Here is a 22,556-nt window from a genome sequence, read left to right on the forward strand (position 1 = left end):
CGCTCTGATTTCAGGCTGTGCGCTGGGCCTTGTGTTGGCGCACCGCTTCGCCAAAGGCTTTGAAGATTTTCTGTGACGGGCCGTCAGTCTTTACCCAATATTCCGGGTGCCACTGTACGCCTACGATGAAACCTTTGGCGTTTTTCACGGAAACAGCTTCGACCGTACCATCCTCTGCCATTGCTTCAATTTCAAGTTCCGGAGCCAGTCTGTCGATTGCCTGACGGTGAACGGAATTGACCTTCACACTATCGGATTTCAAAATTTCAGCCAGACAGGAATTTGGTGCGATTTTCACCGGATGCTGAATTGCGAAGCGTTCGGCCTGACTGTCAGATACTGGCGCACGGTGATCCATCCGTCCTTCGAGTTCCTGAATTTCGGTGGCCAGCGTGCCGCCCAAGGCGACATTTAATTCCTGCAGGCCTCGGCAAATCGCTAAGACCGGGACGCCCTTTTCAATGGCTGCGCGGATCAGTGGCAGCGATGTTGCGTCGCGCGCATTATCATATGGCTCAAAGGCCGCGCTCGGTTCCACGCCGTATAGTTTTGGATTGACGTTCGATTTTGAACCAGTGACGAGCAGACCATCCACGCCATCTAAAATCGTGTCGGTATCCATTTTCTCGCCGAAGCTTGGAACAAGAAGAGGCGTGACCTCTGCGACATCAATTGCAGCTGCGAGATATTGCTCGGGTGCTGCGTGCCAAGTGTAATTTTCAAACGGCTTTACGTCTGTGGGCACAGCAATAAGAGGGCGAATAGATTTGGGCATGGTTGATTGCAATCCAGCAAAGGGATGTTGTTTGTGCATATGTAAAGCGCTGTACCGACCCGTGCAATCGTGAAGCTGATCACAGCTTCGCAACATATCGCTACGTTCTGTGTACTCTATTAACCGAGCGAGTTTTCAGGTGGTTATTGGGTTCACATAAACGTGATGTTGCTCTAAATATATAAAGGAAATTGGCAGTCGGGGGGATAAATGGCTGACGATCAGACTTTCTCTGTCGCAGGCAAAGTGATTGCCGTGACCGGAGGCTCTTCCGGTTTGGGTTTGCATATGGTGCGCGTGTTAGCGCGCCATGGTGCGCGTGTTATCTCGATATCACGCAGTCATGAAGGCGCAATACTCTGCCCCTCAGGTGGAGAAGTGCTGGAACTGATGGCAGATGTGACCAATCCCGATGAAATCAAAACCGCATTCGATGATGCGGAACAGCGTCTGGGACCAATCAACGTGTTGTTTAACAATGCAGGTGTCGCCCACGTGGCACGTGCACTTGATACAACCCGCGACATGCTTGAGCATATCTTCGACGTGAATGTTGGGGGCTCTTTTTTTACCGCGCAGGAAGTGGCACGCCGGATGATCGAGCGCAGCCAAAGTGGCGCCATCGTAAATACGACAAGTATTCTTGCTGAGCGCCCTCAGAAGGGAACGGCTGCCTATGCGATGTCCAAGGCCTGTGTAACACAAATGACGCGTGCGCTGGCGCTTGAGTGGGCATCGCACGATATCCGGGTCAATGCCATCGCCCCGGGCTGGTTTCCGACGCGAATCAATGAAAGCCAGCTGTCCGGTCCTGCCGGCGGATATTTCAAGGGACGCAATCCAATGCGGCGTCTCGGAGAAATGCAGGATCTAGATGGCGTTGTCCTAATGCTGGCGTCAGATGCGAGCCGTTACATGACCGGGTCTGTGATTACTGTTGATGGTGGCCATCATATTTGACGTCTCGCGACGATCTTCCGGTGGTTTCTCCGCAATTTGATCTATGAACTGAGTTTTTCACTAAAAGAAGTGCCCGGTTTGGCATTGTATTCAGTCTTTGCGTGTCGTTACGGTGGCTTTTAACTTTATAATAGTCGATAGATCCTGCGCAGCGCATGGGTTTCGGCGTGTTGCAAATAAACTGAAAGCTGCGCCATGAGATCTTAGAGTTGTATTATTGCGTCCAGGTTGTACCGATCGTTGTTTGCTTAATAATAATCTGATTACATCTTATGGTAGTTGTAATAACAGCTTGTGGTTTAGTTTTACGAAAGGTATTTTTAAGTGATTGGTGGCATATTACCCCCTATGAAAGGGGTACAATCAACGAGATGTGGCGAAGCCTTCAACCTGAGATACCTGCCGATGTGCGGCTATCGTTTCTGCGTGCGCTTTACGGCAATCGCACAACTTTATGGTTTGGTTTGCTCGCCCACGTTGTGGCGTGTGTCGTCATCTATGTAAAAACGGCTGACTGGCACTTTCTGGGATTTGCCAGCTTTTTTACGGTTGTGGCGCTCGGTCGCCTCTATGACATGCATAAATTTGATCAGGCGAAGCTTGGCAGCCTGTCCCATGCGGATTTGGATAAATGGGAAGCCCGCTATCTGGTCGGTGCCTCCTTGGTTTGCGCAACGCTTGGAATGCTCTGCTTTTTCTCGAGCTACGTGTTACGGGATTCCTTCGCTGAACTCGCAAGCCTGACCATTTTGCTAGCATCGGTTGTATCAATTGTTGGGCGCAATTATGCGTCGGCAAAAGCCGTGATCTTGATGTCGGCTTGCACGCTTATTCCGGTTCTGGCTGGCTTGATCCTCGCGGGAACGCCGTTTCATGTCGTCATTGGCTTGCTGCTGATCCCTTATTTTCTGTCCAATATCCAGATGGCCAACGGCCTTCGCGAATTCCTTTTCGCAGCGGTGATGGGCAAGCGGCGATTGTCCATCGTGGCTGGACGTTTCGATGCGGCGCTGAACAATATGCCGCAAGGACTGCTGATGTTCGATGCGCAGCAGCGCATTGCCGTTATCAATCACAAGACCAAGGCGTTGCTAAAGATCGCCGAGCACACCAAATTGCGTGGTCGCAGGTTGGAGGTGTTGTTACGTTATTGCGCCAAGCAGGGCCTGTTTCCGCATAATGATCTGATCAATATTCGTACCCGCATGCAGGACTTATTGTCGGGACGCAAAGCGCGCGACATTCTGCAACTGGCGGATAATCGCTATATTGAATGTATCGGTAATCAGACATCCAATGCGGGTGTGGTGCTGATGTTTGAAGATGTGACGCAGAGGGTCGAATCCGAAGCGCGCATTCAGCATATGGCTCGTTTTGACGGTTTGACCGGGCTGCCGAACCGTACTTACTTCGAAACGATGGTGCGTTCTCTTCGTGCACATCAGGAGCCCGATACACTTGCGGCGCTGATCGTCATCGACATCAACCATTTCAAGCATGTCAACGATACGCTTGGACATCATGTTGGCGACGTATTCCTGCGGCTTTTTGCAGAGCGGCTCAATTCTCTTGACCCGCAACGTTATGTTGCCTCGCGATTTGGTGGTGACGAGTTCGTTATTTTTGTTTTCAATCTTCGCGGCGAAGATGAAGTGGCTTCCGTCATGGACCACGTCATTTCGGTTGCAAGCGGCGTTTATGATCTTAACGGCGATCAGGTTCATATTGAAATCAGTGCTGGTGTCGCTACCGAGACGATTGAGAAAAGCGACGTCGGCAGCATGCATATGAATGCTGATTTGGCGCTGTATGAAGCCAAGGGCGAAGAAGGTAAGCAATGGGCGCTTTTTGTGAGTGCCATGGATACCAAATATCGCGGACGGCAGAAATTGAAGGCTGATCTGCGTTTGGCTATTGAAAATCGCGAGATCAAGGTTGTTTATCAGCCGATTGTCAGCGCGCAGTCACTACGCGTCGTGGCCTATGAAGCACTGGCACGTTGGGAGCACTCGGAGCTTGGGCATGTGCCTCCGGCGGAATTCATTCCACTTGCAGAAGAAATAGGTATCATTTCGCAGATCACGCGATTTATGCTCGAGCAAGCTTGCTTAGACTGCAGCACATGGGGTGACCGGATTGGGGTTTCTGTCAATCTGTCGGCTATCGATTTGAAGAACAGTGATATCACCCGTGACATTGCCAATGCACTGCAGAAATCAGGACTTCCAGCCAGGCAGCTTGAGGTCGAAGTGACGGAAAGTGCGATCATCGCAGACCGTAACCAGACCTCGCTGGTTCTCCAGCGTCTTAAGAATGCAGGGATCAATATTGCACTGGATGATTTCGGCACCGGCTATTCAAGCCTCAGCTATCTCAACAGTTTGCCGTTGACCAAGGTCAAGGTTGATCGGTCTTTTGTGCATGACATTACCACTGACCGCCGTTCGCTGATGTTGTTACGAGGTGTGACCCAGCTTTCGCATGAGCTTGGGCTTGCCGTTACGGTTGAGGGCGTTGAAACGGAAGAGCAACTGGCACTAATACGTGTGGCAGCGGGTGCTGATCTGGTGCAGGGTTATCTCTTAGGTAAACCTGTTCCTGCGGTAGAAATTAGATCCTCTTCGGCCAAGGCAGTCGTGCCTCATGAAAGTGGGCGCAGTTTCGTCGGATAGAGCGCTGTGCGCCGTCTTGGGCGCACAAAAGTCGCATTACTTTATTTACTAAGCATCGTGCTTTCCAAAAACCTCAACGGTTTTTTGGGCTGATGCAGTAGTGATTGCATAAGCAAGTGCTCGATCCTGTAAAATGAACCGTCTATCGGCGATGTACCCTATTTCATATTGGCAAATTTTAGCTATTTTCTTTAAAGCAATAAAGATGAAGATATTCATCTGTCATTGAATGGCGCATTTAATTCGCTAATTACTTATAAGTAAAATTTAATAAAGGGGAAGGAATGAAGCGGTTTTTACGTTATCTATTATATGTATTTATATGCATTATAATTGTTCTAGGTATTGGAGCGGCATTCTTTTGGAAAAAAATACATGAGTATTGGGCGGTGTATGAGTATGCTCAGGTGTTTAAGCCCGATGTGATTGATGAGAATTTTCGCAATCTTTACAAGCGCTACTCGTCAATCCGCATCCCACATACGAATGATGTTAGTCCTCTGCCAAAAGCCGAGCGGGCATTGCCCGAGACTTATGTCTACAAAGGCGAAACGCGCAAACTTTCTGATTTTCTCGGCCGGACAGATACGACAGGATTTATCGTTCTCAAAGACGGCGTGATCGTCCATGAAGAATATGCGCGCGGTAACACCGAGAAAACGCAATCCATTGCGATGTCTCTTTCAAAATCCTTTGTTTCCTTTCTGATCGGCAATGCTGTTCATGATGGACAGATCAAGCTGGACGAGACGGTCGATCATTATGCGCCGGTGCTCAAAGAGGGTGGCTATAAGGGCGTTACTGTCAAAAACGTTCTGCAAATGTCGTCAGGTATCGGCTTCAACGAGAATTACGGCGATCTGAATTCAGATATTGTGCGTTACATCGTGCAGATGCTGACAGGCTCGGTTGTTGATTTCACCGCTCATTTGAAAAATGCTGTGCCACAGGGAACCGTCAATCAATATGTTTCTGCTGATACGCAGGTTCTGGCTCTGGTTCTCGAAGGGGCGACGGGCGTGCCGATTCAGCAATATTTCGGCGATAGGCTTTGGTCAAAGCTCGGAGCAGAAGCTGACGCATACTGGCTGGCTGATTCAAAAGGCGAGGTTGTCGCTGCGGGTGGCTTGAATGCTGTTCTTCGCGACTATGCCCGCTTTGGGCTGCTCTACATGAATGAAGGGCGCAATTATCGCGGTGAGCAGATTGTGCCTGCCCAGTGGGTCCATGATTCCGTAACGCCTGATGAGCCATACTTGATGCCTGGACGGGAAATGCCCTCGGGAAAGACGGCTTATGGCTACGGCTATCAGTGGTGGATTCCCGCAGAGCCTCAAGGCGACTTTTGTGGCGTGGGGATTTACGGGCAATTCATCTACGTTAATCCCGCCAAACGCGTGGTGATCGTTAAAACGTCGGCTTATGCAAATTTCAATGTCGATGGTCAGGCAGTGAAAGAAGAAACAATCAACATGTTTCAATCTTTGGCCAACGCGATCTAGAGCATTTCCTGTTTAAGATGAATCGTTAGAAATGCGTCTCACTATTTGTTTTTACGTATGTCTCCCAAAACCGGTTCCCACTTTTGGGAGACATGTTCTAGCTTTGATCAAGGACAAGGTGAATGGCTGTGTAGAGCGTCGATCTGATTATCAGGTCGACGCTCTACACATTTTAACGCGCATCTTGGTCCGAAAACCGTTTCACACTTTTTGGGGTGCGCTACAGGCAGCTATTCACCGTCCCCATGTCACAAGTTAGGCCTCACGATAGCGTCACTTTGCTGGGTAAGAAGTTTATCTTTCACCGACGTGTGAGAAAAACTCCAAGTTATACCTTTACACGCTCATAAAGCATCTTATTCTGCGCGCTGATTTGATGGGTGCGGATACAATTTGAATGACCAATGAAGCTGTCTCCGGCGGGCAACCGCCGCTATCCAATTTCGCGCGGCAGCTCTTGCAGTTTCTGGATCGGGTAGAATATCGTCGTGTTGTTCAAGCGGAAGATCTCGAAGAGATCGGTCGGTTGCGCTATCGATCCTATCGTACACGCAATGTGATGCATGAAGCGGAAGTGCCATCAATCGTCGATGACATTGATCGCGATAGCCATGCCTTTGTCTATGGTATCCACATTGATGGGCAGTTGGTCAGTACGTTGCGAGTTCACCACATCACGCCAGATCATCGTCGCGGCACAAGCTACGCACTTTTTCCTGATATTCTTGATCCGTTGCTGAACAGCGGCATGAGCTTTGTCGATCCCACACGATTTGCAGCAGATCCTGAGCTGCTGAGCGAATATCCGGCCATTCCTTATGTCACGCTTCGCATTGCCGCGATGGCTTCCGAATATTTCGAAGCTGATCAATGTCTTGCTTCAGTCAAGCCAGAGCATATGGCGTTCTACAAGCGCATTTTTGGTACAACGGTTATGGCTGAAGCGCGTGAGCATGAAGGTTATGGGATCAGGGTTGGCCTCGGTGCCGCGCCTATCCGCAATATTCGTGACGCGGTTGCTGTTCGATTTCCTTTTTTCAAGTCGCAGCCGCATGAACGTCGCGCCATGTTTGGCAATCTTGTAAATGGCGTGGGACCGCTGACCATCTTGCCGACCGCCAAATATACCGGTCTGGGTGTGTAACATCAATTGATGCGGAAAATGTGCAAACGCACGATCCTTACGACTGATCTTTTAAATCTTTTTGAAAGTTGCTCTAAATATTTAGATGTAGCACTTTTTGAAAATTGCCGCTAGTTAGGTGGAGGAGCCGCACTAAGCGGCCACTTGCGGAATGGAGGGGCGCTGCGACAAACAGCCGGGTAGGAAAGCCAGAGGCTAACTCCGGTAAAGGTTGCATGCGCGTTGAAGATTGCGGATATTCTGGCTAAGAATAGTCAAAATATCTCAATGGGTGGAACTAAACATGGCAGAACATCACAATACAGCCCCAGCTGAACTTGGCGCGTCGATGGATTATCCTGAGCATGAGAAAACTTATGCGGGTTTCACGATCGTATTTAAATGGGGCACAGTAGCACTCGTTGCGCTTCTGGCTGCCATGGCGTTCGGCTTCTTCGCGGGTGGTTTCTTCTCCGCGACCGTTCTTTTCCTTCTTATCTGCGTTGCTGCCTGGTTCCTTCTCTAAGGACTTAAACCAGCAATAATCCGTACGATTTGATCGAATGCCTTGGTATTGGTGCCGCCCGCACCGTGCCGGGGCTTTATGCATGTCGTCTACTTTGAGCGCATCTCGAAAATTGTGAAACGGTTTTCGGAAAAGATGCGCGCGAGAACAAAATGTTGAGGCCGCCGATCTCAATCAATGAGGTCGAAACGCCTCGAATGAACCTTGATGGAGCCTCTTCCCGGAGGTTCTGAATTGTGCCCGCCCGCAAGGTCGGATCAAGCCACGAAAGGGAAACCAGTTGGCCCAGACTATATTCATTCCGAAAGAGAGTGATCCCAACGAGACCCGCGTTGCGGCATCCGCCGAGACGGTGAAGAAATTCATTGCTCTTGGCTTTGATGTCGTGGTGGAAAAAGGCGCAGGCGAAAAATCGCGTATCATCGATACCGAATTTTCTGGTGCCGGGGCGCGTATAGGAACTGCGACAGATGCCAAAACGGCAGATGTGATCCTTAAAGTACGCCGTCCAAATGACGCGGAACTCAAAGGATATAAATCGGGCGCGGCTCTCTTTGCGATGCTTGATCCTTATGGTCACGAAGATGCTGTCGCAGCATTGGGCAAGGCTGGAATTTCCGCATTCACCATGGAATTCATGCCACGTATTACGCGTGCGCAGGTGATGGACGTTTTGTCATCACAGGCCAATCTCGCGGGTTATCAGGCGGTCATTGACGCGTCCTCAACCTATGATCGCGCCATGCCGATGATGATGACGGCAGCGGGCACTGTTCCTGCGGCGCGCGTTTTTGTCATGGGTGCGGGTGTTGCAGGCTTGCAGGCTATTGCGACCGCACGTCGTCTTGGTGCTGTCGTAACCGCAACCGACGTGCGTCCGGCTGCCAAAGAGCAGGTGGCTTCCCTTGGTGCGAAATTCATCGCGGTCGAGGATGAAGAGTTCAAGGCGGCTGAAACATCTGGCGGTTACGCCAAGGAAATGTCGAAGGAATATCAGGCAAAACAGGCTGCACTCGTTGCCGACCATATTGCCAAGCAGGATATAGTCATTACCACAGCACTCATTCCCGGCCGTCCGGCTCCGCGACTTGTGACCAAGGAAATGGTTGCGGCCATGCGTCCGGGTTCGGTGCTGATCGATCTGGCGGTTGAGCGCGGCGGCAACGTTGAGGGTGCAATTGCTGGTCAGGTTGCCGAGGTGAATGGTGTGAAGATCGTCGGGCATCTCAATGTACCGGGCCGGATCGCAGCGACTGCCTCGCAACTTTATGCGCGTAATCTTTATGCGTTCCTTGAAACACTTGTCGACAAGGAAGCCAAGCTTCTCAAACTCGATCCAGAAGAAGAGCTGGTAAAGGCAACGCTTCTTACCCATCAGGGCAAGGTCGTGCATCCGGCTTTTGCCAAGGTTGACGTGGTCCCCGTGGTTGAGGCCGAAACAGTCGCAAAGCCGAAAGCAGCACCCAAGACAAAGCCAGCGGCTGTGAAAGCAGAAGCGGCACCTGCTGCTGTAAAACCTGCTCGCAAGACAACCAAAAAAGCTCCCGCAAAAGCCGCAAAAACTTCCGCTGATGGAGGAGAGGCATAATGGCCGATACAGCACTTGAAAAAGCTCTCGAGAGCCTCAATCAAGCGGCAGATGCCGTAAGACAGGCAGCCGAAAACACCGTTGGTCTTGGGGATGCAGCGGCGGCTGCAGCACATGCCGCAACGGGTGGTGTGGTCGATCCGTTTGTTTTCCGCTTTGCGATCTTTATCCTGTCGATCTTCGTCGGATATTACGTCGTCTGGCAGGTGACACCTGCGCTCCACACCCCGCTTATGGCCGTCACCAACGCTATTTCATCCGTCATTGTTGTCGGTGCACTGCTTGCGGTTGGCCTGTCGCTTTCGGGCTGGGCCACTGGCTTTGGCTTCATTGCGTTGATTCTTGCGAGCGTGAATATTTTTGGTGGCTTCCTCGTCACCCAGCGCATGCTTGCCATGTACAAGAAAAAAGAAAAGTGAGGCTGAACCATCATGAGCATTAATGTTGCAGCCTTTCTTTATCTCGTCTCGGGCGTGCTGTTTATTCTGGCGCTGCGTGGTTTGTCACATCCCACGACCAGCCGTCAGGGCAACACGTTCGGCATGGTTGGTATGGCCATTGCTATTGTTACGACATTGTTGCTGGCCCGCCCAAGCTTCGGCGGTCTGGTCCTGATCCTTCTTGGTATCGGTATTGGTGGCGGTATTGGCGCGGTGATTGCGCGTCGTATTGCCATGACGGCGATGCCGCAGCTCGTTGCGGCCTTTCACTCACTGATCGGCCTTGCGGCGGTTCTCGTTGCGGCTGCTGCGATTTACTCGCCGCATTCCTTTGACATTGGTGAAGTGGGCCAGATCCACGCTCAGGCTCTGATTGAGATGTCGCTTGGCGTTGCCATTGGCGCGATTACCTTTACTGGCTCGATCATAGCCTTTCTTAAGCTCGACGGTCGTATGTCGGGCAAGCCGATCATGCTGCCCGGACGCCACCTGATCAATGCAGCACTCGCAATTGCGATTGTTTTGCTGATCGCCGTTCTGGTGAACACCGAAAGCCATTTCGTATTCTGGTTGATCGTTGTCCTATCGCTTGTCTTCGGTGTGTTGATCATCGTGCCAATTGGCGGCGCGGATATGCCGGTTGTCGTCTCCATGCTCAACTCCTATTCGGGCTGGGCTGCGGCAGGTATCGGTTTTACGTTAGGCAATCTGGCGCTGATCATCACTGGTGCGCTGGTTGGTTCGTCCGGTGCGATCCTGTCTTACATCATGTGTAAGGGCATGAACCGTTCGTTCATCTCGGTTATTCTTGGCGGGTTTGGTGGCGACACGTCTGCTGCCGGCGGTAATGGCGAGGTCGAACAACGCCCGGTCAAGCAGGGCTCGGCTGACGATGCGGCTTTCATCATGAAGAATGCATCGAAGGTTATCATCGTGCCGGGTTACGGTATGGCGGTAGCACAGGCACAGCACGCGCTGCGTGAAATGGCCGATAAGCTGAAGGCCGAAGGCGTGGAAGTGAAATACGCAATCCACCCTGTTGCCGGTCGTATGCCTGGCCATATGAACGTGCTGCTGGCTGAAGCCAATGTGCCTTACGATGAAGTGTTCGAACTTGAAGACATCAATTCGGAATTTGCGACGGCTGATGTTGCCTTCGTGATTGGTGCGAATGACGTGACCAATCCGGCAGCGAAGACCGATCCGCAATCGCCGATTTTCGGTATGCCGATCCTTGATGTCGACAAAGCTGGCACGGTTCTGTTCATCAAGCGCGGCATGGGCTCAGGCTATGCGGGCGTGGAAAACGAGCTGTTCTTCCGCGACAACACCATGATGCTCTTTGCTGACGCGAAGAAGATGGTGGAGAGTATTGTGAAGGCTTTGGATCACTAGGCCTTTGATATTCGGGTTCTGGCGGCCTGCAAATGACATGGTTCTGCGCTTCCGGTGCTCATGTACTTTAAGTACACTCCGCTCCGGTTCTCAAACCCCACCATTTTCGGCGCGCCATTTCCCCGAATCTCATAAGGCCGGGGTGTTCTGGCAAGAAACAAAAACGGCGGCTTCGAGCCGCCGTTTTTGTTTGTGCTGGTAATTTTCGATCAACCGTAGATCATCTTGTCCTGCAACGCACGCAGCTCGGCAATCTTGGAGCCGGGCTGTGGTGCTGCGTTGGCATAGGTGATGAGTTCACCCTTTTTGATTGGTGCAGTGACGGTGCCGTTTTGCAGCAAGCCGCAAGGAATGGCCTTGGCACTGCGTGCTTCCGGTGTCGTCATGATCCACGAACGATAGCAATATTGACCGATGGCATCGAGATGATCGCCCGGCTGCAAGTCTTTCTTTGCGACCGCGCAGACTTCCGCTACCGGCTTTGGCAACGGCACCATATCGGATTTGCCGTACAGAACGGCGCGCGCGACTGTCAGTGGCACTTCAAGCGACGTAAGGTGATAAGGGCGGTGGAAGGTGAAGTAGGGGCCTTTACCGATTTTCAGATCTTCCAGCCGCTCATTGAGGCGAGGGTGGTCCATCTTAGCCACAACAAAGACGCCGGGTGAAACGCCTTTGCCGATGGAATAATCGACAACACCGCTTTTTGTCAGCACGCCACCATCGGCTTGTGGGATAAGCGTGCTGCTTAACTGATCGATTGCTGCACGCGGTCCGTGCATCCCGGCAATATCAGGAACAAGGCCAGTTGCATTGGCAATGGCTGCCATCTCGACCATGGTTTTTGAGCCATCAATGAATTCGACCAGCAGGCGGACATTCATGTTCCGGCGGTCGGCTTCTTCCTGATAGTCGTCAGGGATGGCATCAAAATTGAGCGGGTTGTTCTTGCCCTTGCCTGCGGAAACGACTTCGTAGCCAAGCGCCGAGACGAATTCGATCAGTTCCATGCAGGAGGAAGGTTCGTCACCTGCTCCCAGCGAATAAATCACGCCGTGTTTATCTGCTTGTGCTTTAAGATAAGGGCCGATGGTGACATCGGCTTCGACATTCATCATCACAAGATGCTTGCCGTTTTCAATTGCCTTGATACCGGTTTCAGCACCCACTTCGGGAATGCCGGTTGCATCGATAATGACGTCGATCAGCGGATTGGTGAGAATCAGATCGTTGTCGCCAGTAACTGCAATCTTGCCGCCCTCAATGGCGCGGGTCATGGCACTCTCAGTATTTGCTTCTTGTGCGTTGTCTTCATCGCCATAAGCGGTGCGCACGGCTTTGAAAGTGTTAGGCAGGCGTCGCGCAGATAGCGCGCCGACTTCAATGCCAGGCATGCGGGCAACTTGCGTGACAATATCGGTGCCCATCTCGCCAGCACCGATAAGACCTATGCGGATTGGTTTCCCTGTTTCAGCGCGTGCCTGAAGGTCGCGCGCCAATCCAACCAGTGCCACATTCGTTGTCATGAGAGTCTCCGCAATTTTTTAAAGCGGCTCCAGTTAAGACTGAATCGTTGGAACCGCGTCTCACTTTTTGTCTTTACGCATTATCTGACGCAAAAAGCTCACGTCCTGATGGCTCAAATGCTTTCACTATCTATTCCGCGATAATTTTGTCACGCTTATACTGTTATAGATGCGCAATTGACGAACAGTCTCTATATCAACAGTGGCAAGCGCGCACCTCAAATCGGCGCGACAAAATACGCATTCCACATACCTACTCCATCGGAGCCTTCATGAGTAATCTATCCCCCTTCGACCTCGTTATCTTTGATTGCGACGGCGTGCTCGTCGATAGCGAACCACTATCTTGCCGTGCATTCGAGCAGGTTTATGCCAATCACGGTATGGCACTGCCGCAAGGCACTGTAGCCAAGGGGATTGGCATGAAGCAGGCAGATATTATGGACATGATTGCCGATCTGACGGGTCATCGTTTGCCGGAAGAGGCGACCAGTCAGTTTTGGCCTGAGACGAAAATCCTGTTTGCCGAACACTTGCAGCCTGCCGTGGGCATTGCAGATTTTCTTAAGGTTCTGCCGCATAAGCGTTGCGTTGCCTCGTCTTCGCAGCCGGAGCGTATTGCATTCAGTCTGGAGAAGACGGGGATCAACCAATATTTTGGAGAAGCGGTCTATTCTTCCAGCATGGTCAAGCGCGGCAAGCCTGCGCCGGATCTCTTCCTGTTTGCCGCAGACAAGATGGGCATTGATCCAGCGCGCTGCGTGGTGATCGAAGATTCGCCTTTTGGCATTGAGGGAGCTGTTGCTGCTGGCATGACTGCTTTTGGTTATACGGGCGGTGGCCATACTTATGAAGGTCATACCGAAAAGCTATCATCAAAGGGCGCAAACCGCGTTTTCTCGCACTGGGATGATATTGCACGTGAAATACTGGTCGCTGCCTAATCGGCGACCTTGCCGTCTTGTGATTAGAGCGGTTCCAGTTAAGATCGAATCGTTGGAGCCCTCTAATTATTTGTTTTTACGCATTATCCCACGCAAAACCGCTTCGCACTTTTGGCTCAAATGCTTTAATGGATAACAAAAGAGTATCAGTTCAGCAGAAAGTTTCATGGCATGAAAGACGCAATTACGCTCGACCAGTTGCGCGAAGCAATCGGTACGGAAATTGGATGCTCCGAGTGGCGTGAAGTCACACAGGCGATGATTAATCAGTTCGCGGATGCGACGGACGATCATCAGTTCATTCATGTTGATCCGGAGCGCGCAATCAAGGAAACGCCTTTCGGCGGCACGATTGCTCATGGCTTTCTGACGTTGTCGCTGCTTTCGACACTGGCATTTGAAGCGCTGCCGATGCTGGAAGGTGCCACGATGGGCATCAATTATGGCTTCGACAAAGTCCGGTTCATGTCACCAGTGAAAACCGGCGCGCGTGTGCGTGCCCGCTTCAAGCTCGCTAACGCCGATATCCGTCCATCAGGCCGCGTGGTCAATCATTACGATGTGACGCTCGAAGTCGAGAATATGGTGAAGCCAGCACTGACCGCCACGTGGCTCACCATCGCCGTGGTTGAGCCGCCGCAAGCATAACAGCTTTCCGTTTTACGGATTGATAAGCCGTCCCTCTTCATCGAGCGGGGCGGCTTTGTCTTTATAGGTCGTCATCAGTTCGCGGAAAAAGAACGGGCCGTGCAGAAACATGCCGAAGTCAAAGAAGTTCTTCTTCTCGGCACCGCGCATATAAAGCAGATGCATGAGGAAGAAGTTGCCCTTTGAGCGCTTGTAGCGGTTTTCGCTATGAACATTCTTAAAGCGGATACGGTGGATCAGGGGCGGATTGGCTGTCTTGATCTTGAGTGTTTTTGCGGGGTCAGAACCGTAGAAGTGGATGATATCCGTCAATACCTGAAACTCTGACCAAAGAACCGGACTTTCTTCCATCACCACACGCACATCTTCGCGCAAGCCACGTGCCTTTGGGTGAAGTGCGATCATCAGGAGGCATGAGCCAATGGCCAGCATCGATACAGGCTGTTTTTTAAGCAGATCAGGGCGCGCACGCTGAACATCCGCCAGTGCTTCGACAGCTGGAACCGTTCCGAGGCTGTGGGCGACGATAATCACTTCGTCAGCGTTGCTTTCTTCGATCTTCGTTTTGAGCGCTTCGGCAAAGGCTCGGCGACGTGCATTGAGCTTGTCGTTACGGCAATAGATGCGGTCATAGGCTGCCGACCAGTCATCCAACAGATAGGACATGAAGAAGCGGTCGCCTGGCCAGCGCACGAGCAATGTCGCGATAACAGCAGCCAGCGGCAGCGACCAGACGAGATTCCACAACGGGAAGCCTGCAAGCGTGGGCGCAGAGGCAATCAGGGCCGCGATTGCTATAATGACGATGGACAATAGAAACGGCCACATGAAGAACATCACGAAGCGCCAGCTTGTCAGCAAGTAGCGAAACAGGGTGCCGGTGAAGAAAATATTCATGAAGGCGTGAAAGCCGGTCAGCATACGCTTCGGTGTGGAACGGGCAGCATAGTCATCGAAGATGTCAGCAGTACCGAACTGGCAGAACTCCGTCTCGGTTTGCCAGCCGTTGCCCTGCGTCGTCGCGATCAGCGTTCCGCAATTATCTGGCTCATCGGTTATGGGTGAAAGCTTGGTCTTGGCTTTCCATAACCGATCAAAATCCTTCAGCGCCTGTGCATGGCGTATGCGCACAGCTTTGGGATGCAGGCCTTCATAGCCTGTAAACTGAATAACGAGTCGTTTGCGTAGGGACATGAAATTTAAGCGAAGGAATCAATCGAAAGGGAAAAAAGGCTGTGAATTGCCTGACTGTTCCTATGGTGGAGCAATGAGGCTGAATTGTGCGAAACTGGGTGGCAGATAGCGTATTCGGGACCAGTCAGTCATTATAAATCGATATAAGTCCATTATTTATCTGCAACGGTGGGCAAAGTTGCATCTGGAGGTGGACAGGGGGTGGGCTATCTGGTAATAGCCACCACCAATTTGCAGCGTTTAAGCTGCGAAGCTTGGGAGCCTTTGGGCGTTTACCGGTTGACTCGATTAGCTGGAACTCGTTAAGAGACGCCCTTAATGCCTCAGGCTCAATCGAAATTCTAACCGATACGGGATTACACGTGCAGGTACTCGTCCGCGATAACAATGTTGATCAGGCTCTCCGCGCTCTCAAGAAAAAGATGCAGCGCGAAGGTATCTTCCGCGAAATGAAGATGCGTGGCCACTATGAAAAGCCGTCTGAAAAGCGCGCCCGTGAAAAGGCTGAAGCCGTTCGCCGCGCACGCAAGCTGGCTCGCAAGCGCGCGCAGCGTGAAGGTCTCATCGGCGGCGGTCGTCCTGCTGCTCGTTGATTGATCTGAAATTGGCGCTGCCTATGCGGCGCCTTTTTGCTTTCCGGTGCGGCTTATGGCTTGCGCCGGTTTTTGCATGTCTGACGGTCGGAGCATAGTTCTGGTGTGCTTCACGAGATAAAACATGCCGATTTTATTAGTCAGCGGACCGCCATATACAGACCTTTATTGTGGCGTTGATCCATCTGGAGCGAAGATCCGATAACATCAGATCGTGCTTTATTGAGTTGAGTTAACGCGTATCTTCTCCGAAGGACGTCTTCAGTTTTCGGATGCGTTTTAGGGCGCAGTTTTTCTGCTGCCTTTTGCTGTGCTATAGAAGCAATTATAGTATTGTGGCTGTTGTATCAGCCGGGGACAAAGTTGACGGACGTTCAGGGTTTTAGATCCTTCGCTCCGGTCAAGCAGAAAGGAACGCTGTCTTTGCCAAAACGCTTTAAGGTGATGCATTCGTCCGGGAAATTTGTTGTGATGGCCGGAAAATCAACAAGCTCTCATTTTGCACGAAACAGCCTATTGGCGGTCACGGCAGTTCTGGCACTTGCTGTTGCTGGATGTCAGAGTTCTTCCACGAGCGCATTGACTTCTGTTGATCGTGCGCAAGGTTCGAGCGAGAATATCGGTTCGCTCACCAGCGTCATCCAGAGTAACCCGCGCGATCCTGAAGCCTACAATGTACGCGGCTCTGCCTATGGTAAGGCTGGGCGCTACAAGGATGCGTTACGCGATTTTGAGCAGGCTATCGCGCTTAATCCGAATTTCTATCAGGCTTATGCAAATCGCGGACTGGTCTATCGTTACATGGGCGACAGCGGCAAGGCAGCGCAGGATTACAGCCGCGCAATCCAGATAAACCCGCAATATGACGCGGCTTATGTCGGCCGCGGCAATGTCTACCGTCTGGCCGGCCGTCTCGATCAGGCGCTGAGTGATTTCAATCAGGCCATTGCACTGCAGACCACCGATGGGCGTGCTTATCACAATCGTGGTCTGATCTATCAGGCTAAAGGCCAGCATCAACAGGCAATTGAAGATTTCTCAAAAGCGATTTCGCTCAATTCGACGGCGCCTGAGCCTTATAATGGTCGTGGCATTTCCTATGTTGCCCTTGGCGACTACGACAATGCTTTTGACGATTTTAATACGGCTATTACCCTTGATGGAAACATTGCTGAAAGCTGGTCCAATCAGGCGCTGGTTTATGAACAGCGTGGCGATAAGGCGAAGGCTGCCAACTCTTATTCGCGCGCGCTTCAGCTTGATGCAAACTATCAGCCAGCCAAGACGGGCCTTGCGCGTACACGTGGCTGATCTTTGACTTAGAGCGTGTCGCGCTTAATTGCACCCATGGCGCGTTCGCTCTAGATTCTTTTAACTGTCGCATGTTCGCGGGAGCTCAAATGAATCCATTTAACTGCAACATGCTTTAGGAATAATAAGGGCGGCGGTCTCCAAAATAGGGAGCGCCGCTTTCCTTTATTCAAAGCCGACATATAATGAACCCTATGTCGCTCTTCGATCACATCGGCTTTCAAAGCAGAAATCTTCGCCGCAGCCTTTCCTTTTATGAAAGCTGCATGCCCAAGCTTGGGCTGGCCGTTATTGCCCATTCGGACAGCGGTTTCTTCGTCAGTGGCGGGGAGAGGGCGCCGGTACCCTTTCTATGGATACATAGCGGCCCAAAGCCGGGCGCTGACGAGCCTGGCGGCAAGCCGGGCAATCACCTGCATCTCATGTTCAATGCCAGCAGTCGCGACGATGTAGAGGCATTTCACCGTGCGGCCCTTCAGGGCGGCGGCAGTGAAAGCGGGGCGCCGGCTTATCAGGGGCCGGAAGAAATGGGATATTATGCGGCTCTGGTCTTTGATCCAGACGGCAATACGCTGGAAGCCGGTTTCCGCCAGCGGGTAAGATAAAGCATGTAGCAGCTAAATGGGTTCATTTGAGCCCCCGCGAACATGCGACAGTTACAGCGGTTCCAGTTAATATTGAATCGTTGGAACCGCTGTGACTATTTGTTTTTACGCATTTCCGAACGCAAAACCGATTCCCACTTTTGCTGGATGTGCCCTACGCTCTCGAACGCAGATTGCGCTTGTCGAGACGGGTGACCAAACGATCACCGATCCACTGAACACCACAGACCATGATGATCAGAATGATCACAACAGCGATCATGATGGTAGTTTCGAAGCGCTGATAACCATAACGGATTGCAAGATCGCCAAGGCCGCCTGCGCCGATTGCACCAGCCATTGCTGACGCACCAACAAGGGTGATGATGGTGACCGTGAAGCCTGCGACGATACCCGGCAGTGCTTCAGGCACCAGCACTTCGCGAACGATTGTCCAGCGGTTTGCCCCCATGGAGCGTGCAGCTTCGACAAGACCGTTGTCCACTTCGCGCAGCGAAACTTCCGCAATACGCGCATAATAGGGAATAGCAGCGATCGACAGCGGCACGATGGAAGCCCAGGTGCCGATAGACGTGCCAACGATAAAGCGTGTGACTGGAATAAGGGCCACCAGCAAGATGATAAATGGCACCGAGCGGAAGCCGTTGATGATAGCGCCCAGAATGGTGTTGAGCGTCAGGTTCTGCGCCAGTCCACCACGTTCGGTCAGAATCATGATGAGTGCAAGCGGCAGGCCAACCACCAGCGAGATCAGGCTCGAAAAGCCCGTCATAATGATGGTTTCCCAGAAAGAGCGCCAGAGAAGGTCAAGCATCGCCTGAGACATAACCAAGTACCTCCATGGCGTCTGCGTGGGTGTTGATGTAGCTGATGGCAGCGTCGAGTTTTGCCTTGTCCAGCGCGGGTAGGGCAACGAAGAGAGTGCCGACGGGCTCACCCTGAATTGTATCCATGCCGCCGTGAATAAGGCGTGTCTCAAGACCTGTTGCGGCCGTGATATCGTTGAAGAAGGCGCTTCTTGCCGCGTGGCCAGAAAGTCTGATTTTAACGACTGCCTGATCGCTTGTTTCACTGACGAGCCGCTCACGCCACGAGGCAGGCAATTCCGGCGTCAGTACGTGCAACAGACTTTGCGTGACTGGCGCCTGTGGCCTTGCAAAAACCTTCCAGACCGGACCTTCTTCAGCAATTGCGCCGTGATCAAGCACAATTACGCGATCGGCGATACGACGGATCACATCCATTTCGTGGGTGATCAACAGGATCGTGAGGCCGAGCTTGGTGTTGATGTCTTTAAGAAGCGCCAGAATCGACTGTGTTGTCTCAGGATCGAGTGCTGAGGTTGCTTCGTCAGACAGCAGAACGGCGGGTTCGGCAGCAAGTGCGCGTGCGATGCCGACGCGTTGCTTTTGGCCACCCGAAAGCTGAGCTGGGTAGTGCTTTGCCTTATCGGAAAGTCCGACAAGCTCCAGCAGTTCCGCAACACGCTTCACGCGCTGGGCTTTCGGCTGCCCTGCGATCTTCAGCGGCAGAGCGATGTTCTGCTCAACGGTTTTTGCAGACAACAGATTGAAGTGCTGGAAAACCATGCCGATGCGACGACGCACCGGCTGCAGGCTGTTTTCCGTGAGTGCCGTAATTTCGCGGCCTTCGATCTTGATTGAACCGGCATCGGGTTTTTCAAGGCCATTGATGCAACGGATCAGCGTGGATTTACCTGCGCCGCTGCGGCCAATGATGCCGAGAATTTCGCCGCGCGCAACCGAAAGAGAAACGCCGTTGATGGCCGGTGTTTCACCGAACATTCGGCGCACGTCTTTCATTTCGACGATGGGCGCTAAAGCGGCGGTTTGCGGTTGAGTGGTCACGATCGTATCTTCTGCTTCTTGCACCGCGGAAAACCGCGACTTTCTAATCGGTAAGGCTTCAATGAAAATGATGCCAAAGGGGCTCATATGGGCAATGCCGCATTATATGTGAGCCATCGCGGATGCTTTTGGGCAATTTTTTTGCGTACGTCAATAAAAGCCGCGCCGGAAAAGCTTTTTCCGGCGCGGTCTTTCAATCTCCTACAGGGGATTAGTTCCAGGCTGGAATACCTGTTCCCTTGTAAACGCGGTCGAGTTCGGCCTTCACAGCATCGTTCTGGAACGAGGCTACGAGATTCTTGACCCATTCAGCGTTTTCATCATCGGTGCGGACCGCGATGAAGTTGTTGTATGGGTTGTTTTCCTTCGATTCCCAACCGATTGCTTCTTCCTTCTTGAGGCCAGCCTTGCCAGCCCAGTCGTTATTCACGATGGCGACATCGAGATCATCAATCGAGCGGCCGACAACACCGGCGTCGAGTTCCTTGATTTCGATCTTCTTAGGGTTTTCGACAATGTCGATTGGGGTTGCGAGAATGCCTGCATCCGGCTTCAGCTTGATGAGACCGCTGGCTTCAAGAACGCGGAGCGCACGGCCTTCGTTCGATGGGTCGTTCGGCACACCGACAACTGCGCCTTCTTTCAGTTCATCAAGACTCTTGATCTTGCGCGAATAGATGCCGATTGGCCATACAGCGGTGTAACCTGCAACGCTGATCTTGTAGCCGTGCTGCTTGATCTGTTCGTCAAGGTAAGGCTTGTGCTGGAAAGCGTTGGCATCGATTTCCTTGCGTTCCAGCGCTTCATTTGGCTGGTTGTAATCGTTGAAGGTCACGCGCTCGATGATGAGGCCGTGTTTCTTGCCTTCTTCGGCAACAACTTTCCAGACGTCTTCATCTTCGCCGCCCATGATGCCGACCTTGATGGTCTTGTCTTCTGCATGGCTTGGCGCGCTTGCAAAACCAACGGTGAGAGCTGCAGCGGTGAAGAGGGCAGCTTTCAGACCCGCGCGGCGGGTCAGCGAATAGCGGGAAAGGACTGACGACATTCTTATTTTCCTTGTCTAAAGTTTTTTGGAGAGCCGGTCCCGGAAAGCGATCATGTTAGATGATCTTTCTCCCCCTGCCCACCTTGATGCCGATAATTCCCGTTTGCACGGCAATAAACAAGGAAAATTATTTCAGTTTAACGAGATTCAGCAATCGCAAAATTGCGTTCACAGCTGCGTGAGCGGATTGCCATTTCCGCTCATCGGGCTCACGGGAATCGGGTTCTAACGATTGTCCGAAATGCTCATCTGAGCCGCCTTCTCGGCAATCATCAAAGTGGGTGAGTTTGTGTTGCCTGAAGTGATTCCGGGCATGATCGAGGCATCGGCCACGCGCAATCCCTGAATGCCGTTAAGCCTCAAACGCGGATCGACAATCGCTTCTGCATCAGCGCCCATTCGGCAGGTGCCGACCGGATGGAAAATCGTGGTGCCGATATCGCCTGCTGCCTTTTCAAGCTGTTCCTGCGTTTCATAGCTTGGTCCGGGCTTGAATTCTTCCGGACGATATTGCTGCAGAGGTGCCTGCGCCACGATGTGGCGGGTCAGGCGGATGGAGTCGGCTGCAACGCGGCGGTCACTCTCCGTGGCGAGATAGTTTGGCCGAATTGCCGGTTGCATCCGATGATCGGGCGACTTGATATGAATTGAACCGCGGCTGTCGGGACGCAGATTACAGACCGATGCGGTAAAGGCCGGGAAGGGGTGGACGGCTTCGCCGAATTTCTCAAGGCTCAATGGCTGCACATGATATTGCAGATTGGCTGTTTCATAGGATGAGTCCGAGCGGGTGAAAACACCGAGCTGGCTGGGTGCCATCGACATGGGGCCAGAGCGGCGAAGCAGATATTCCAGCCCGATCATTGCTTTGCCTGAAAGTTTACTGGCTTTTTCGTTCAGTGTTGGAATGCCGGTTACTTTATAGGCGCAGCGCAGCTGCAGGTGATCCTGCAAGTTTTCGCCCATCTGCTGGCGTTCGAGTTTCAGCGGAATGCCTGCCTGTTGCAGCACATCACCGCGCCCAACCCCTGACAGCTCCAATATCTGCGGCGAGCCGACGGCACCTGCTGCCAGAATAATCTCGCGTTTTGCTTGTACGGTTCGGGTTGTCCCATTCTGATCGAAAGTGACGCCGGTTGCGCGCAACGCTTCGATTTCGATGCGGCGAACATGGGCACCGGTTTCAACACGCAGGTTGGGGCGATCAAGGGCAGGACGCAGAAAGGCTTTGGCCGTATTCCAGCGAATGCCGCGCTTCTGGTTGACCTTGAAATAGGACACGCCTTCATTGTCACCGCGATTGAAATCGTCGGTTGCTGGAATTCCGGCAGCAACCGCTGCATCACGGAATGCATCCAGAATATCCCAGTGCAGGCGGGCGCTTTCGACACGCCATTCGCCACCCGCACCATGCAGCTCGTTTGCGCCTTCAAAATAGTCTTCCGACTTTTTGAAGAAGGGCAACACGTCGTCCCAGCCCCAGCCGTCGCAACCGGCCTGTCGCCACAGATCATAATCGCGCGCCTGTCCGCGCATATAGATCATGCCATTGATGGAGGAGCAGCCACCAAGCACCTTGCCGCGCGGATAGCCGAGCGAGCGTCCATTCAGGCCTGCTTCCGCTTCTGTGGTAAAACACCAGTCGGTGCGCGGATTGCCGATGCAATAAAGATAGCCGACGGGGATATGAATCCACGCGTAATTGTCTTTGCCGCCTGCTTCAAGCAACAGCACGGAACGGTTCTTATCTGCGGAAAGCCGGTTCGCAAGCGCGCACCCTGCCGTGCCCGCGCCAACCACGATGTAATCGTAGGTGTCGGTCATGATTTCATATCCAG

At 52.3% G+C, this 22,556-nt stretch carries 20 protein-coding genes; 13 read left to right on the top strand and 7 right to left on the bottom strand.

From position 1 onward, the window contains the following. Positions 1–10: 10 nt before the first annotated feature. Positions 11–775 (bottom strand): gamma-glutamyl-gamma-aminobutyrate hydrolase family protein, encoded by a 765-nt coding sequence (locus tag OIV19_RS11190; RefSeq protein ID WP_095447229.1) that lies wholly within the window; start codon positions 773–775, stop codon positions 11–13. A gap of 210 nt (positions 776–985) precedes the next feature. On the opposite strand from OIV19_RS11190, the gene OIV19_RS11195 reads away from it, so the two are divergent. From OIV19_RS11195 to OIV19_RS11230, 8 genes are all read left to right on the top strand, one after another. Continuing rightward, positions 986–1,735, top strand: coding sequence for an SDR family NAD(P)-dependent oxidoreductase (locus OIV19_RS11195; protein ID WP_095447228.1), 750 nt, complete (start codon positions 986–988; stop codon positions 1,733–1,735). Between the two features lie 371 nt (positions 1,736–2,106). Further along, positions 2,107–4,407 (top strand): putative bifunctional diguanylate cyclase/phosphodiesterase, encoded by a 2,301-nt coding sequence (locus OIV19_RS11200; protein ID WP_191793561.1) that lies wholly within the window; start codon positions 2,107–2,109, stop codon positions 4,405–4,407. A gap of 284 nt (positions 4,408–4,691) precedes the next feature. Continuing rightward, complete coding sequence (locus OIV19_RS11205; RefSeq protein WP_264231679.1) at positions 4,692–5,909, top strand: serine hydrolase domain-containing protein; 1,218 nt, start codon at positions 4,692–4,694, stop codon at positions 5,907–5,909. Positions 5,910–6,306: 397 nt separating this feature from the next. Further along, positions 6,307–7,053 (top strand): N-acyl amino acid synthase FeeM domain-containing protein, encoded by a 747-nt coding sequence (locus OIV19_RS11210; RefSeq protein ID WP_095447223.1) that lies wholly within the window; start codon positions 6,307–6,309, stop codon positions 7,051–7,053. A gap of 283 nt (positions 7,054–7,336) precedes the next feature. Continuing rightward, the gene (locus OIV19_RS11215; protein WP_024899281.1) at positions 7,337–7,558 is read left to right on the top strand and encodes an aa3-type cytochrome c oxidase subunit IV; all 222 of its coding nucleotides are present in this window, start codon (positions 7,337–7,339) and stop codon (positions 7,556–7,558) included. Positions 7,559–7,838: 280 nt separating this feature from the next. Then, the gene (locus OIV19_RS11220; protein ID WP_264231680.1) at positions 7,839–9,146 is read left to right on the top strand and encodes a Re/Si-specific NAD(P)(+) transhydrogenase subunit alpha; all 1,308 of its coding nucleotides are present in this window, start codon (positions 7,839–7,841) and stop codon (positions 9,144–9,146) included. Continuing rightward, positions 9,146–9,565 (top strand): NAD(P) transhydrogenase subunit alpha part 2, encoded by a 420-nt coding sequence (locus OIV19_RS11225; protein ID WP_264231681.1) that lies wholly within the window; start codon positions 9,146–9,148, stop codon positions 9,563–9,565. The genes OIV19_RS11220 and OIV19_RS11225 overlap by 1 nt, the downstream gene beginning before the upstream one ends. Positions 9,566–9,577: 12 nt before the next feature. Beyond that, positions 9,578–10,981, top strand: a complete 1,404-nt coding sequence (locus OIV19_RS11230; protein WP_095447220.1) for an NAD(P)(+) transhydrogenase (Re/Si-specific) subunit beta — start codon at positions 9,578–9,580, stop codon at positions 10,979–10,981. A gap of 209 nt (positions 10,982–11,190) precedes the next feature. On the opposite strand, the gene OIV19_RS11235 is transcribed toward OIV19_RS11230, so the two are convergent. Beyond that, positions 11,191–12,507, bottom strand: a complete 1,317-nt coding sequence (locus OIV19_RS11235; RefSeq protein ID WP_095447219.1) for a 1-deoxy-D-ribulose 5-phosphate reductoisomerase — start codon at positions 12,505–12,507, stop codon at positions 11,191–11,193. Positions 12,508–12,779: 272 nt separating this feature from the next. On the opposite strand from OIV19_RS11235, the gene OIV19_RS11240 reads away from it, so the two are divergent. Together OIV19_RS11240 and OIV19_RS11245 are read left to right on the top strand one after the other, a co-directional pair. After that, positions 12,780–13,451 carry an HAD family hydrolase gene (locus tag OIV19_RS11240; protein ID WP_095447218.1) on the top strand — a complete coding sequence of 224 codons (672 nt, stop codon included), beginning with the start codon at positions 12,780–12,782 and terminating at the stop codon, positions 13,449–13,451. A gap of 171 nt (positions 13,452–13,622) precedes the next feature. Further along, the gene (locus tag OIV19_RS11245) at positions 13,623–14,099 is read left to right on the top strand and encodes a MaoC family dehydratase (protein ID WP_095447217.1); all 477 of its coding nucleotides are present in this window, start codon (positions 13,623–13,625) and stop codon (positions 14,097–14,099) included. Positions 14,100–14,111: 12 nt separating this feature from the next. On the opposite strand, the gene OIV19_RS11250 is transcribed toward OIV19_RS11245, so the two are convergent. After that, a complete protein-coding gene (locus OIV19_RS11250) occupies positions 14,112–15,293 on the bottom strand; it encodes an alpha/beta hydrolase (RefSeq protein WP_264231682.1) in 1,182 nt (393 codons plus the stop codon). A gap of 362 nt (positions 15,294–15,655) precedes the next feature. Between OIV19_RS11250 and rpsU the strand changes: the two genes are divergently transcribed. From rpsU to OIV19_RS11265, 3 genes are all read left to right on the top strand, one after another. Next, entirely contained in the window at positions 15,656–15,886 is a 231-nt protein-coding gene (rpsU, locus tag OIV19_RS11255) for a 30S ribosomal protein S21 (RefSeq protein WP_024899289.1), read from the top strand. 471 nt (positions 15,887–16,357) lie between these two features. Continuing rightward, a complete protein-coding gene (locus OIV19_RS11260) occupies positions 16,358–17,197 on the top strand; it encodes a tetratricopeptide repeat protein (protein ID WP_235901847.1) in 840 nt (279 codons plus the stop codon). A gap of 194 nt (positions 17,198–17,391) precedes the next feature. Then, positions 17,392–17,802, top strand: a complete 411-nt coding sequence (locus OIV19_RS11265; protein ID WP_095447960.1) for a VOC family protein — start codon at positions 17,392–17,394, stop codon at positions 17,800–17,802. A gap of 154 nt (positions 17,803–17,956) precedes the next feature. Here the strand turns inward: OIV19_RS11265 and OIV19_RS11270 are convergent, their stop codons facing one another. The 4 genes from OIV19_RS11270 to OIV19_RS11285 all read right to left on the bottom strand — a co-directional run bounded on the left by OIV19_RS11270 (position 17,957) and on the right by OIV19_RS11285 (position 22,542). Beyond that, positions 17,957–18,628 (bottom strand): methionine ABC transporter permease, encoded by a 672-nt coding sequence (locus tag OIV19_RS11270; RefSeq protein ID WP_264231683.1) that lies wholly within the window; start codon positions 18,626–18,628, stop codon positions 17,957–17,959. Continuing rightward, positions 18,609–19,625 (bottom strand): methionine ABC transporter ATP-binding protein, encoded by a 1,017-nt coding sequence (locus OIV19_RS11275; RefSeq protein WP_264231708.1) that lies wholly within the window; start codon positions 19,623–19,625, stop codon positions 18,609–18,611. The genes OIV19_RS11270 and OIV19_RS11275 overlap by 20 nt, the downstream gene beginning before the upstream one ends. 256 nt (positions 19,626–19,881) lie before the next feature. Further along, positions 19,882–20,718, bottom strand: coding sequence for a MetQ/NlpA family ABC transporter substrate-binding protein (locus OIV19_RS11280; protein WP_095447214.1), 837 nt, complete (start codon positions 20,716–20,718; stop codon positions 19,882–19,884). A gap of 225 nt (positions 20,719–20,943) precedes the next feature. Next, positions 20,944–22,542: a GMC family oxidoreductase N-terminal domain-containing protein gene (locus tag OIV19_RS11285; protein WP_264231684.1), complete on the bottom strand. Its 1,599-nt coding sequence runs from the start codon at positions 22,540–22,542 to the stop codon at positions 20,944–20,946. Positions 22,543–22,556 lie beyond the last annotated feature (14 nt).

This window comes from Brucella sp. HL-2, assembly GCF_025846885.2.
Taxonomy (GTDB): domain Bacteria; phylum Pseudomonadota; class Alphaproteobacteria; order Rhizobiales; family Rhizobiaceae; genus Brucella; species Brucella quorumnocens.